Origin of the sequence: Paenibacillus ihuae, assembly GCF_001368795.1 — a bacterium.
In the GTDB taxonomy this organism is placed as follows: Bacteria; Bacillota; Bacilli; order Paenibacillales; family Paenibacillaceae; genus Paenibacillus_AQ; species Paenibacillus_AQ ihuae.
Genome location: NZ_LN831204.1, coordinates 49,203 through 61,428 on the forward strand (window position 1 = coordinate 49,203; position 12,226 = coordinate 61,428).

Sequence of the window (12,226 nt, forward strand, 5' to 3'; positions counted from 1 at the left end):
AGACGCAGCTCGCGCGCCCTGTGTCACTCGCCAATGATCGCGTCTTCATGACATGGAACGTTTGAAGCCGCGTACAAAAGCGCTCACATTCCCCAAACAGCAAGTCCCCTGCGGATTGTGGATTTCGCATGCGCAGCGGCCAGCCTGTACCTGAGTTTTGATCCGGTCAACATACGATTCCGGCATGATCGGAAGGTGCGCAGCAATCCACAGGAATTCCCCCTTGCAGGATGTGTGAAAGGAATTGACGTTCGACGCCTCTGGAATCGTAAGGTAGCTTCCAAATCTTTACGAATTTTTTTCGCACGAAAAATTTTATGTGTGGCGTCTGGAACCGGATCAACTGATCAATTATACCGGCGTTGTGATGCTGCACACCTTTTGCATTTATCCTTTGACTGCTTTTCTCTACCTGACTCGTTTTCCAGAAGTCGAATGGAAGGCTGCGGTTCACATTGCAAAATGGGTGCTGATCTATATCGGTGTAGAATGGGTTGGATATCGCCTCGGTTATATTACCTACTCCCACGGCTGGAATTGCTGGTGGTCGCTTTTCTTTGATGTACACATGTTTCTGATGCTTCGCTTTCATCATACAAAGCCGGTTTGGAGCATCCCGATGACGATACTGTCCATCTTCTTTTACTTGATCCTGTTCGGTTATCTGTAAAGAATCCATGCCCCGTGACTGGCATTTTTGCCGAGGACGCATATAATGACGTGATCCAACTTTGAGGAGTGATGAATCATGTCCGTTGCGGTTCAAACAAGTACAAAGAGTGTACCTCCCTTTTCCATTTGGGGAGTTCATGCATCGGTGGCCGGAAGACCGGTTGTGTGGGGCAAACTCGTGATGCGTGTTTTGCCGGACCAACGAATTCAAGGCACCATCCAATTTCGCGGAACACCGATTCCGATTGAAGGAAGCTGGAATGAAAGCACGCATCAGATCGTGTTTCATTCCCCCTACGCCGCCTACTCCGGCCACTTATCCATCTATGACGATGTCCAGATTCAACTTCGGCATCTGGTCCTCACCGGACGCCTTCAGATGCTCCCCCCTTCGTTACAGGTGGGCGAATATGGAACCTGGGTAGCGACAACAGATATAAGCTTGCCGGGGTATAGCGGCTATGTCCCACCGCAACCGTCTTTCACTTCGCTGCCGCCGGTCGGCGTATTTGTCACGTCGAATATACTGTATGGAAGCTCGCGGGTATAAAGCAGGCACATATCCGTCATTGTCCCCAAACATGGCCTTGACGGATAAAAAATGATCGGTGCCGGGTTCTGTGCAGGGTATGGAAATGGAATCGCGGGTGCATCGTCTTGTCAACAGAAGAGCACATGATGGGTATCCAGATAACGGAAAGGGGTGGCATCGGTGGACGAAAATCAGATTCATCATGTAATCGAACAAGCCTATCAATTGATTGTCTAAGCACGCCGCAACATGACTGACATTTGGCGCACTCACGTACTATTTACGCGACAATGGTGGTTGGGAGTAGGTTTATCGATATGCCCCTGGCTATTTTGGATCGGATTTCGGGATAAGAGAGCTACGGGACAGTTTCTCCTTATCGTGTCGTCGTGGCTGGACCAGCTTGGGATTGCCATGGGACTTTGGCATTATCACTGGGAAGTCATACCATTCATGCCCGCTAATTTTCCATGGAATTTTTCACTTCTTCCCGTCACGGTTATGTTCTTACACCAGTACAAGTCTGGCATACATCCGTTGTTCAAAGCTCTCCTATTTGGGGGATTTTCCGCTTTTGTGGCCGAGCCGGTCTCACAAATGGCCGATTTATACCACCCCGTTCACTGGAAACATACATATTCGTTTCCTATCTATGTGGGGCTATATCTGCTGGCTTCGAGCATCGCCAAGCGGGGCGTTGATTGCACAGATTCATCCTCGGTAGATAAATAAAGGCCAAAACCATAAGTTTACCGATTCCAAAAATCATGCCCAGATTCATGAGCTGCATATTTACCATGTCATTGTTAAAGACTCAAGTTTGTTAATTGATGATCTACCGGACCACTATCGATTCTCGTCATAACGGCTGACAACGAGTTCCTTTTGGAATAAGCATTTTTTTTAAGCATAGAATTTAATGATTCTATACTATACCAGGACATGGGTGAAATATGAAGAAAAATACAAGTATGATAATACAAATCGCCGCAACATATTCGGGAACCGTGGTGGGAGCCGGATTTGCTTCAGGACAGTCGATTATGCAGTTTTTCACGGTATACGGAGCCTATGGGGTATTAGGCATTTTATGCAGCACCTTTCTTTTTGTGTGGATCGGCACTAAAATGATGATTCTAGCTCACCATATCAAAGCATTTTCATATCAGGAGTTTAATGTTTATCTGTTTGGCAAGATTTTCGGCAAAGTCGCAAATGCCTTGACTTTAATTATTCTATTTGGGGTAACGGCCGTGATGCTTTCAGGAACCGGTACCATTTTCGAAGAACAACTCCGTCTACCCTATCAACTGGGTATTATCATCAGCATCGTTTTGTGTTATCTGGTGATGACGAAGGAAATCAGCGGAATTATGTTCGTAAACTCGTTAGTTGTTCCCATGATGCTTTTTTTCACTATTCTCCTTGTCGTAAAGGTTGTCAGAATAGACAATATTTTTGATATAGTCGGTTGGCAGAACCAACAACTGTACAATTTGAAGTGGTTCGTGAGTCCGTTTGTGTATGCAGGATTGAATTTTGCTTTTATTCTAGCCGTTATGGTTCCTCTGGGGAGTGAGGTGGATGACGAAAGCGCATTAAAATGGGGAGGGTTTTGGGGAGGCATTGGTCTTGGTTTTATGCTTCTTGTCAGCCATTTTGCAATGAGCTCAAAGATGCCCGAGATTCTTCAATACGATATTCCGATGGCCGAGATTATTCGAGATTTCGGGCGGTTTTTTCATGTATTGTTTTTGCTCGTAATCTATGGAGAAATATTCACCACATTGATAGGCAATGTTTTCGGAATTTCTCGTCAAATCCAAAGTCTATATAATCTTCCTAAAAGTTGGTTAGTTCTTGGCATATTACTTGCTAGTTTTTTGATTAGTCAAGCCGGTTTCACCTCCTTACTTACTTATCTTTATCCGCTATTTGGGTATATGGGTTTGATACTTCTTATTTTTTTAGCAGCTCAACGGATGCCCAGGGACTAAGTCTCCATATTTTTATAAGTTGATTCGGCACGAAATCCAACTATTGGGTAATTATGCTACTATCGGAATTAAGGCACAGGGTTCCATCGATCCAACTTCTTATTTCCAAGACTTTTGGCCTGCCGTCTTAATAGCTAACATAAATGACCTCCATAAGAATAAAGAATACAGCATAGGGTAGACAGTTGCATGTCATATAGAGTATTTCCAACGACTTCACCTAAAAAATAGCTGAAATGAAGTCAAACGGTGTTACTTGACTAAATTGGTTTTTCCCTAACATCTTTGTAATGATGGACAATGGACAATCCTACAAAACCTAGCAAGAACTCAATTGAGAATTGAAGAAACAACTTTTCATTTCCTCTTTCATCAAATGATTGGTGAAAGCAAGCACGCCGTTTGATCGAGAATCCGCTGCAAATGCGTGCGTTGAGGCGGGACTTCCATCCGTAAGGGAATGGAGTCCGCAAGATCATGCTCGAATTGTTCCGCCAGTTTTCGTGCTACTTCAGAACTGTACACAACTTCGCACACTTCATAATTCAGACGGTAGCTTCTTAAATCAAAATTTGAGGAGCCTATCTCGGCAATTTCTCCGTCAATGATCATTAACTTCGCATGCAACACGCCTTTATTGTAGAGGTAGATATGAACCCCGGCTTCCAAAAGTTCTCCATAGTAGGTCCGACTTGCAGCTCCAACGATGATCGATACCACGTGGCGGGGAACTAAGCGCACTCGGACACCGCGAACCAAAGCTGCTTTAATCGCCATAATAATGTCTGCATCTGGCACAAAGTAAGGCGCGATATTCCAATGGGCGTCGAAGACTGCTTGCAGTTCGTTTGAAGGTTAAACCACTATTCGAATATGGGTGTCGCGTCAAAGCCGACATTCGACTTTAATCCGGTATATTCATCCCCGATATTGATGCCTCCAGTAAAAGCTTCCTGACCATCGAATACAACAATCTTACAATGATTTCGGCAACTCCAATAGGACAGCGCCCAAGGGAAGCGAATGGGGAAAAAAGATCGGCATTCAATTCCAACCTTCATCATTTGGCGGCCGTAGCCATGGGCGTGCGTTGGGCCGAGGGGGAACTTGGATACTGTCAGCTTTAGCAGTGGCGATGGGGGCGGCAGTGTTTAGGTTTATCCAAGGTTAGCTGTCTAAACAAAAGAATAGTGGCGAAAAGAGATCAAACCCTACTCAACTTGTAGGGTTTGATCTCTTTTCTAATCTGTTCACCGATGAAAACAGACAAGCCATGTCCTCAATATTCATGGTTTGTCTGTTTTTCTTAAAACCCCTTATATTGAGGCTCTTCATTTTCCAACTGTTGTACGCGGCTTTCTACTTGCTGCACGATTTGTTGTGTTTGTTGGGCCGCATTCGTAAAGAGCGATTTTGCTTCTTGATTTTGTGTTTCCAAAGCAAATTGTTCCAGACTCGCCTGAGCACTTTTTAAAGATGCTACGCACGTTTTCACTTGAGAAGCAACTGTCACGGAATGTCACCTCCTTTACCTTAGGATAGGATAATGTTTCAGGGGTAATAGGAATAGATGCTTACATTCTCCCCATACCGAAATTAATATTTCCGTCTCGCAACAAAAGTATACGTTAGAAAAAAATTCAAATGGAAATGCATGAAAATAATGGAATTAGGACATATTAACTTTTGTCGATTAATGTGATTGGAAAGGAATGGTGATATTATGCCGGATTGGGTAGAAATCGCTTTGCGAACGTTGTTGGCTATGGGGGTACTTTTTGTCCTAACGAAGATATTGGGGAAACGGCAGGTATCACAGCTGTCATTGTTTGAGTATATCACCGGAATCACGATCGGCAGCCTTGCAGCTTACGTTTCGTTGGATCTGGAGACCAATTGGTATTTAGGCTTGGTTGCGATGACGGTTTGGACCGTTGTTTCTTTAGGGATTGAATTTCTACAGCTGAAAAGCAAAACGGCAAGAGACCTATTCGACGGCAAAGCAACAGTGCTCATTAAGGACGGCAAGATCATGGAGGATAACCTAAAAAAAGAAAGGATTACCACGGATGAACTTATGGAACAGCTTCGAATAAAGAATGTGTTCAAAGCTGCCGATGTTGAATTCGCCATCATGGAGTCAAGCGGTGACGTTAGCGTTCTTTTAACCAAGGAAAATCAACCGTTAACGCCTAAACACCTGGGAATAAATGTCGGGCCAGAACAAGAACCTCAATCGGTCATTATGGATGGAAAAATAATGGACGAACCGCTTGCCACGATAGGTCTAAACAGGAAATGGCTGGATACGGAACTGGAGAAATTAGGTGTTTCGATTGATAACGTATTTCTTGGACAGGTGGATTCCTATGGCCAGCTATACGTTGATTTATTTGATGATCAGATCAAAGTACCGAAACCCCAGAAAAAAGCCGCGTTGCTTGCAACATTGAAAAAGTGTGAAGCGGATCTCGAAATGTTTGGCTTATCTACCAAAGAACAAAATACAAAGCAGATGTACGAGCAATGTTCAAAAGCGTTAGAAAAGATTATTGATGAAGTTAAACCATTGCTGATTCGTTAACAATTCGCTAATTATACGTCAGCTGAAAATCGAGGAGGATGTTCATGGCAAATAATATAAAGAAAAATTTAACGCGGGTACAACAGGAATATAAAGAATTGGCGCAAAGCGTCGAACCTCCGAGGCCCATACTCAAAAACTTCATTCGTGCGTTTATAGCTGGCGGGGCCATTTGTTTGGTTGGACAAGCCATCCAGGAAATGTTTGTGCATTGGGGCGGCTTTGATGAGAAAAAAGCTGGAGACCCTACCGTGGCGGTTATGATCCTCCTTTCTGTCATTCTGACCAGCATGGGGGTGTACGATAAGTTTGCCCAATGGGCTGGTGCGGGTTCCGCAGTGCCTGTGACGGGATTTGCGAATTCGATGGCATCCGCTGCGATTGAACATCAGAGTGAAGGTATGGTGCTCGGTGTTGGCGGTAAAATGTTTAAACTGGCTGGACCGGTTATTGTATTTGGTACAGTCGCCGCCTTTGCGGTAGGAATTGTACATTTGCTGATCAAAGGCGGGGGAGGCTCTTAATATGTTAAAGGGACACCAGAGTTGGCTATTTGAGAACAAGCCGTTCATCCGATCAACAGCAACGGTAGTGGGTCCATTTGAAGGAAGAGGCCCGCTGGCCAAAGATTTTGACATTGTCCATGGAGAATCCATGATGGGACAAAAGAGCTGGGAGAAAGCAGAAAAGGTATTGATTGAAGAAGCGGCAAAACTGGCTATTGAAAATGCGGGGTTGACAAAAGAACAAGTACAGTTTTACATAGGCGGGGATTTGATGAATCAAATCATTAGCAGCAGTTTTGCCGCGCGAACATTATCGATCCCTTACATCGGTGTGTTTGGTGCTTGCTCAACCTCGATGGAAAGTCTGGCATTAGCAGCTAACCTTGTAAATTCCGGTTCGGCGAAATTTGTGTTGGCGGGGACATGCAGCCATGATTCCAGTGCGGAGAAACAGTTCCGATATCCGACCGAGTACGGCTCGCAAAAACCGCCAACCGCCCAATATACGGTAACCGGGGCCGGTGCTGCCATCATATCCACGGAAGGTGACGGACCGGTTGTTACTTCTGCCACCATTGGCCGGGTTATCGATATGGGCATTAAAGACCCGTTTAATATGGGCGCAGCGATGGCTCCTGCAGCGGTAGACACCATTGAGGCGCATGTTCGGGATTTGGGAATTGAACCGGGTTATTACGATTTGATCGTTACCGGCGATCTTGCGAAAGTCGGATATGAAATCGCCTGTAAATTGTTTAAGAAACATAACTTTCCCATCGAACAAACCGAATATTCCGATTGCGGGATGATGATTTACGATTATGAAACCCAAATGGTTCAGGCCGGAGCAAGCGGCTGCGGTTGTTCGGCAGTTGTTACCTATGGACATTTGCTAAATCGGATGCGAAGAGGTGAACTGAAACGAATCCTCGTTGTCGCTACGGGGGCGCTGCTATCCCCGATTTCATTTCAACAAGGGGAAAGCATTCCTTGTATCGCTCATGCCGTATCCATAGAGGCAGGGAGGGAGATATTATGATTTTTCTTTGGGCTTTTTTGGTGGGCGGTGCAATCTGTGTTTTCGGACAATTTTGTTTTGATATCTTGAAACTTACACCGGCCCACACCATGACCTTGCTTGTTGTACTGGGCGCGATTGTCGATGGAATTGGATGGTATGACCCGCTGATTGAATTTGCCGGGGCAGGAGCATCGGTCCCGATTACAAGCTTTGGTAACGCGCTTGTCCATGGTGCGCTTCAAGAACTAGAGAACAATGGCTGGATTGGGATCATCACCGGAATTTTCGAAGTGACCAGTGCCGGAATATCTGCTGCGATTATTTTTTCGTTTCTCGCTGCATTGTTTGTAAAACCCAAAGGATAATACGGGGCCCAATCCGAATTTCGTTGGCTAAAATACACTGTAACGGTCGGTCAGGGCGATCCCTAACCGGCCGGTTTTGATTATGAGAAACATTTACTTGTTCCAATCTGTACGGAATGTCCCCATCGATAATCTCAAAGGTTACGTTGACCAAGCTATAAAAGCCATATACTGTCAGACGCTATTTATTTCGGTTCCTATATTCTCCATCACTTCTTTGGTTCGCTCCATTAAACTCGGCTCGGTTGGAACATTTTCACTTGCCTTTCCATCCAAGATTATTGGAGATTTGTTACTTGTCGTTTTGATTCGCTGTTTAAATTGTGATTTAAGTTCGCTTTTTTCCATAATTTCTCCTTTTCATTCGCCATTTTCAGAATATGCAACTGATATTATTCCGATTTTCATATCCTTTATGCATCATAGGAGTCAGGTCCCCAAAAGGCTGTGTTTCCGCCTGTATATAGACAACCAACCCGATAAAATGACCGGAAACCGGGCGGATGCCGTTGTCGCTTCTATGCGCCTGCCATAGACTAATGCTGTAAGTTCAACTTTACCTAACCCAAGGAGGAATGTTTTCAAATGCAGTTTATCAAACAGGTAATGCCCATGTATACGCATGACCAGGCCGCTTATGTCAGGCAAATGTACGATTGGCACATGAAAATGGCTCAGTATCACGAACAATTACGTACCTTTCATCTGGAAAGGGCGAAACAATTTCAAAAGCTCTCCGAAGAAAAAGCGAAAACGTCAGAAATATCCAGCGACACCAGCGTCGCTTAAAGGCGAACCGACATGGAGCGATGTGATGAATTGGCAGCATTCCGAATCAAAATCTGGGACCGCTATGTAACCCTTCGTTCCCAATATGGAACCCGGATGCCCTTGTCTTTCGACCAGTTCTGGTATGACTTTTTGGCCAGGCACATGCTATCCGACTGTGGCGTAGAGCAAGTATATGAGGACTTCTGCAACAACTGGGAGAATCGGTGTGTGAAAAATGTTTGCGATTCGAGCCATCGGTAGAATGCCTGCGAAATAGGACCAAATGGCCGGCTGTTGCCCAAAATGGGTTGCTCCGGCCTTTGATATTTGTATGCAGGGGACAAGGGTAGATGGGATCAAATCCAAGCGGACTTTCACGATGCGGATAACTGCATAGGATGATTCGTTTCTGGACAACTTAAATGCTGTTTGCATAAATTTGGAAAGGCGGATGCCTGCATGTTACCAACATTCAGTACAAGCATTAAAAACTGGACTACCTCTGCCCCAAGACAACCAAATCGATGTAAAAATTGCATCTGGGGCAACTGGGATGGGTTGAAACAATTTTGTTCGAAACCTGTCTGCATTAAGAAACAACCAGTATAAGAGAAAGTCCATCTTCTTTTACTTGATCATGTTCGGTTATCTGCAAAGAATTCTTGCCCAGTGACTGGCATTTTTTCCGAGGACGCATATAATGACGTGATCTAACTTTGAGGAGTGATGAATCATGTCCGTTGCGGCTCAAACAAGTACAAAGAGTTTACCTCCCTTTTCCATATGGGGAGTTCATGCATCTGTCGCCGGAAGACCGGTTGTGTGGGGCAAACTAGTGATGCGTGTTTTGCAGGACCAGCAAATTCAAGGCACCATCCAATTTCGCGGAACGCCGATTCCGATTGAAGGAAGTTGGAATGAAAGCACGCAGCAGATCATGTTTCATTCCCCCTACGCCGCCTACTCCGGCCAATTAACCATCTATGACGATGTCAAGATTCAACTTCGGCATTTGGTTCTCACCGGACGTCTGCGGATGCTACCCTCTTCTTTACAGGCGGGCGAATATGGAACCTGGGTAGCGACAACTGATATAAGCTTGGCGGGGTATAGCGGCTATATCCCACCGCAACCGCCTTCAACTTCGCTGCCGCCGGTCGGCGTATTTGTAACGTCGAATATACTGTATGGAAACTCGCGTATATAAAACAGGCACATATCGGATGAAAAATGATCGGTAAGCGGATAACGGAAAGGGGTGGCATATCAGTGGACGAAAATCAGATTCATCATGCAATCGAACAAGCCTATCAATTGATTGTTGAAGCACACCGCAACATGACTGACATTTGGCGCACTCACGTACTGTTTACGCGGCAATGGTGGTTTGGAGTAGGTTTATCGATATGCCCCTGGCTATTTTGGATCGGATTTCGGGATAAGAGAGCTACGGGACAGTTTCTCCTATCCGGGTTTACGATGATTATCGTGACATCGTGGTTGGACCAGCTTGGGATTGCCATGGGACTCTGGCATTATCATTGGGAAGTCATACCGTTCATGCCGGCCAATTTTCCATGGAATTTTTCACTTCTTCCCGTCACGGTTATGTTCTTACACCAGTACAAGTCTGGCATACATCCGTTGTTCAAAGCTCTCCTATTTGGGGGATTTTCCGCTTTTGTGGCCGAGCCGGTCTCACAAATGGCCGATTTATACCACCCCGTTCACTGGAAACATACATATTCGTTTCCTAATCTATGTAGGGCTGTACCTGCTGGCTTCAAGCATTGCCAAGAAGGGCATAGATTGCGGTAAGTCTTTTCAGGAAGACTCTAACCCCTGACAATAGCCAATCATCAAATTTTACCATTCATTAATTTTCTGACAGGTTGACATATTACATATGGATGCCATTTCAGGAGGTGATCAACGTGACGGTAGCTTCTCAAGTGAAAACAGCTGTAGCTTCATTAAAAAGCGCGCAGGCCAGCTTTGAACAGTTTGCGTTAAACACACAAAACCAACAGGCCAAAACCACTTTCACAAATGCAGCGCAACAGACACAAAACATCATTGACCAGGTCACTCCACGGTTACAACAAATTGAACAGGAAGAACCGCAGTATAAAGGTTTCTAATAAAGGGCCATGCCGATCTCTTCTCGGCATGGCTGCCCCTTTATTCCCTCGTAGATGACTGGATTGGGAGGCTGATTTTCTTGGCATGGATAGCAGGATTATGGCTAGTAAATACGGCACTATTGATCATCATTGCGGTTCGGGAGGTGCGCCGCCCCGCCAAAGCGTTGACTTGGATATCAGTCGGACTTGTATTACCGATTATCGGATTCGTTTGTTACCTGTTCGTCACGAATCCTGTGCAAATGCGGCGGGACAAGCTCGTTTCTTCGCACAATAACCCAATAGCGTTGCCTACAGCATGTGGTGACTCCGCTTTTGTTATCGCTCGGGCTTTGCAACCTTTGTCTGTCAGTGGCCTTCGAACCGGTTCCGTCCAAATCCTCACGAACGGGATGGAAACCTACGGAAAACTCCTTCAATCAATTCAGGCCGCACAAAAGTCAATCGATCTGGAATATTACATATACCGGAATGACCATATCGGTAAACGTATCACAGATGTGCTGATTGACCGGGCTTTATCCGGTGTGAACATTCGTTTTATAAGGGATGGCTGGGGAAGCCGGTCGTTTCCCAAACATGCGGTTCGCCGGATGATGGAAGCAGGCATTGAATGCAGGACCATCTTTCCCTTGCGAATCCCCTGGGTACTATCCAACTTGACATACCGGGATCATTGCAAGATCGTCATCGTCGACGGAAAGGAAGCCTTCATGGGAGGAATCAACGTTGGGGACGAGTATACTGGAATGAAGCCGGATGTCGGTTTTTGGCGCGACACTCATATGCGGTTAACCGGCGAAACAGCGGATGATGTGAAAGCCGTTTTTGAGGCTCACTGGAAAATGGCGTCACCGGACATGCTCCATTCAACGAGAAAGGCAAAATTTATCCCTGAATCGGCCCAACTTTCAGACGATAAAGCCATTCATCCATTTCTATCCGGCAAAACAGAACGATCCGGATACGGATGGGAATGGGGATCGGAGCTGGGAACGATGGAAGGCACCCTCATGGGAAAAGCTTCCCCGTCCAAGGATTCGCATAACGTCTATATACAGATATTCGAAGGCAATCCCGGGCTGCCTACTCCGGTCATTCGGGAAATGCATTTCATCTGCCTGACGCAGGCGACCCGAACCATCGACGTGACCAACCCTTATTTTATACCCGATGCGGATATCATGATGGCCATCAAAACAGCCGCGGCGCGTGGCGTTCGAGTGCGATTACTGGTGCCGCGCCAAGTGATTCCTAAAGTTGCAGGAGCTGCAAGCCGTACGTATTATGGCGAACTCGTGGAAGCAGGGATCGATGTGTTTCAGTACAACAAAGGGGTATTGCACGCGAAAGTCATGATTATCGATGGCGAGATTGCCGAAGTGGGTTCGTCCAACTACGATCTCCGTAGTTACCGTTTAAACTACGAAGTGTGTGCAGTGATGTATCATTCCGATGTGGCCCGGGAGCTTACGGAACAATTCGAACGGGATCTCGCCGAGGCTACTCCATATCGTTTGGAAGATCATATGCATCGTACTTCTTCCGAGCGCATGCTTGATCAAGCGGCGCGTTTGTTGTCTCCTTTGTTATAAATCTCAAAAGTTACATGGAATTGAATCGAAGTCCAGTTT

The 12,226-nt window shown here is 45.7% G+C and carries 16 protein-coding genes and 2 pseudogenes; 13 read left to right on the forward strand and 5 right to left on the reverse strand.

The features are described from left to right. Positions 1–45: 45 nt before the first annotated feature. Positions 46–162: pseudogene (locus AQR02_RS35715) on the reverse strand (bacterioferritin-associated ferredoxin); the annotation flags it as partial. Between the two features lie 205 nt (positions 163–367). Here AQR02_RS35715 and AQR02_RS28045 point away from each other — a divergent pair. The 4 genes from AQR02_RS28045 to AQR02_RS28060 all read left to right on the forward strand — a co-directional run bounded on the left by AQR02_RS28045 (position 368) and on the right by AQR02_RS28060 (position 3,201). Next, entirely contained in the window at positions 368–670 is a 303-nt protein-coding gene (locus AQR02_RS28045) for a hypothetical protein (RefSeq protein WP_209444329.1), read from the forward strand. A gap of 78 nt (positions 671–748) precedes the next feature. Further along, positions 749–1,222 (forward strand): hypothetical protein, encoded by a 474-nt coding sequence (locus tag AQR02_RS28050; protein WP_054943621.1) that lies wholly within the window; start codon positions 749–751, stop codon positions 1,220–1,222. 231 nt (positions 1,223–1,453) lie between these two features. Further along, complete coding sequence (locus AQR02_RS35245) at positions 1,454–1,936, forward strand: CBO0543 family protein (RefSeq protein WP_280818673.1); 483 nt, start codon at positions 1,454–1,456, stop codon at positions 1,934–1,936. Positions 1,937–2,157: 221 nt separating this feature from the next. Continuing rightward, complete coding sequence (locus tag AQR02_RS28060; RefSeq protein WP_054943622.1) at positions 2,158–3,201, forward strand: YkvI family membrane protein; 1,044 nt, start codon at positions 2,158–2,160, stop codon at positions 3,199–3,201. Between the two features lie 182 nt (positions 3,202–3,383). On the opposite strand, the pseudogene AQR02_RS34995 reads toward AQR02_RS28060, so the two are convergent. The 3 genes and pseudogenes from AQR02_RS34995 to AQR02_RS28070 form a co-directional block, all read right to left on the reverse strand. Beyond that, positions 3,384–3,502: pseudogene (locus AQR02_RS34995) on the reverse strand (DUF421 domain-containing protein); the annotation flags it as partial. Positions 3,503–3,573: 71 nt separating this feature from the next. Beyond that, a complete protein-coding gene (locus AQR02_RS35000) occupies positions 3,574–3,978 on the reverse strand; it encodes a phospholipase D-like domain-containing protein (protein ID WP_245237778.1) in 405 nt (134 codons plus the stop codon). Between the two features lie 529 nt (positions 3,979–4,507). Next, positions 4,508–4,714 (reverse strand): DUF1657 domain-containing protein, encoded by a 207-nt coding sequence (locus tag AQR02_RS28070; protein WP_007781230.1) that lies wholly within the window; start codon positions 4,712–4,714, stop codon positions 4,508–4,510. Positions 4,715–4,924: 210 nt separating this feature from the next. Between AQR02_RS28070 and AQR02_RS28075 the strand changes: the two genes are divergently transcribed. The 4 genes from AQR02_RS28075 to spoVAE are packed head-to-tail and all read left to right on the forward strand — an operon-like array spanning position 4,925 to position 7,677. Beyond that, on the forward strand, positions 4,925–5,785 hold the full coding sequence (locus AQR02_RS28075) for a DUF421 domain-containing protein (RefSeq protein ID WP_054943624.1): 861 nt from the start codon (positions 4,925–4,927) through the stop codon (positions 5,783–5,785). A 44-nt stretch (positions 5,786–5,829) separates the two neighbouring features. Beyond that, positions 5,830–6,309, forward strand: a complete 480-nt coding sequence (gene spoVAC / locus AQR02_RS28080; RefSeq protein ID WP_005832062.1) for a stage V sporulation protein AC — start codon at positions 5,830–5,832, stop codon at positions 6,307–6,309. A 1-nt stretch (position 6,310) separates the two neighbouring features. Next, entirely contained in the window at positions 6,311–7,330 is a 1,020-nt protein-coding gene (gene spoVAD, locus AQR02_RS28085; RefSeq protein WP_054943625.1) for a stage V sporulation protein AD, read from the forward strand. Continuing rightward, positions 7,327–7,677 carry a stage V sporulation protein AE gene (gene spoVAE / locus AQR02_RS28090; RefSeq protein ID WP_054943626.1) on the forward strand — a complete coding sequence of 117 codons (351 nt, stop codon included), beginning with the start codon at positions 7,327–7,329 and terminating at the stop codon, positions 7,675–7,677. Before spoVAD ends, spoVAE begins: the two co-directional genes overlap by 4 nt. 174 nt (positions 7,678–7,851) lie before the next feature. Here the strand turns inward: spoVAE and AQR02_RS32700 are convergent, their stop codons facing one another. After that, the gene (locus AQR02_RS32700; protein ID WP_153784608.1) at positions 7,852–8,025 is read right to left on the reverse strand and encodes a hypothetical protein; all 174 of its coding nucleotides are present in this window, start codon (positions 8,023–8,025) and stop codon (positions 7,852–7,854) included. 237 nt (positions 8,026–8,262) lie between these two features. On the opposite strand from AQR02_RS32700, the gene AQR02_RS28095 reads away from it, so the two are divergent. The 5 genes from AQR02_RS28095 to AQR02_RS28115 all read left to right on the forward strand — a co-directional run bounded on the left by AQR02_RS28095 (position 8,263) and on the right by AQR02_RS28115 (position 12,187). After that, a complete protein-coding gene (locus tag AQR02_RS28095) occupies positions 8,263–8,466 on the forward strand; it encodes a hypothetical protein (RefSeq protein ID WP_054943627.1) in 204 nt (67 codons plus the stop codon). Between the two features lie 715 nt (positions 8,467–9,181). Further along, a complete protein-coding gene (locus AQR02_RS28100; protein ID WP_023556420.1) occupies positions 9,182–9,655 on the forward strand; it encodes a hypothetical protein in 474 nt (157 codons plus the stop codon). 62 nt (positions 9,656–9,717) lie between these two features. Continuing rightward, entirely contained in the window at positions 9,718–10,266 is a 549-nt protein-coding gene (locus AQR02_RS28105; RefSeq protein ID WP_245237779.1) for a CBO0543 family protein, read from the forward strand. Between the two features lie 116 nt (positions 10,267–10,382). Next, positions 10,383–10,589: a DUF1657 domain-containing protein gene (locus AQR02_RS28110; protein ID WP_029197844.1), complete on the forward strand. Its 207-nt coding sequence runs from the start codon at positions 10,383–10,385 to the stop codon at positions 10,587–10,589. An 80-nt stretch (positions 10,590–10,669) separates the two neighbouring features. Further along, on the forward strand, positions 10,670–12,187 hold the full coding sequence (locus AQR02_RS28115; RefSeq protein WP_054943628.1) for a phospholipase D-like domain-containing protein: 1,518 nt from the start codon (positions 10,670–10,672) through the stop codon (positions 12,185–12,187). The last annotated feature ends 39 nt before the right edge of the window (positions 12,188–12,226 follow it).